The sequence below is a fragment of the Mycobacterium sp. 1274761.0 genome, assembly GCF_001668615.1.
GTDB lineage: Bacteria > Actinomycetota > Actinomycetes > Mycobacteriales > Mycobacteriaceae > Mycobacterium.
The window spans coordinates 1-519 of record NZ_LZMC01000060.1 but is presented as its reverse complement, the minus strand read 5'-3'; the positions used below and the strand labels follow the sequence as shown (position 1 = coordinate 519).

2 pseudogenes are annotated in these 519 nt (G+C 68.6%); one reads left to right on the top strand and one right to left on the bottom strand.

From position 1 onward, the window contains the following. Positions 1-161: pseudogene (gene ligC / locus A5651_RS25355) on the bottom strand (ATP-dependent DNA ligase); the annotation flags it as partial. Between the two features lie 39 nt (positions 162-200). Between ligC (A5651_RS25355) and ligC (A5651_RS12210) the strand changes: the two are divergent. Further along, positions 201-519, top strand: a pseudogene (gene ligC / locus A5651_RS12210) (ATP-dependent DNA ligase); the annotation flags it as partial.

The window sequence follows — 519 nt, the reverse complement described above, 5'->3', positions numbered from 1 at the left end:
ATCGGCCGCTCGTTGCGGCTGCCCAGCTCGACCTCGGGCCCGTCACGAAAGCAGATCGACCGAAACCCGTCCCACTTCGGCTCGTACGACGCCCCCGGCGGAATCTCAGACACCGACTTGGACAGCATCGGCGACACCGGCGGCATCACGGGCAGGCGCATCGCCCCATTCTTGTCGGGCGCGATGACATTATGAGCAGCGTGGAGCTCCCCCTGCAGCCGCCGGTGTCGCCGATGCTGTCCAAGTCGGTGTCTGAGATTCCGCCGGGGGCGTCGTACGAGCCGAAGTGGGACGGGTTTCGGTCGATCTGCTTTCGTGACGGGCCCGAGGTCGAGCTGGGCAGCCGCAACGAGCGGCCGATGACGCGGTACTTCCCCGAGCTGGTGGCTGCTGCGCTGGCCGAACTCCCGGCGCGCTGCGTGATCGACGGCGAGATCGTGAGCGCCGTCGACGGCAGGCTGGACTTCGAGGCGCTGCAGCTGCGGCTGCACCCGGCGGCCAGCCGCATCAGGATGCTGG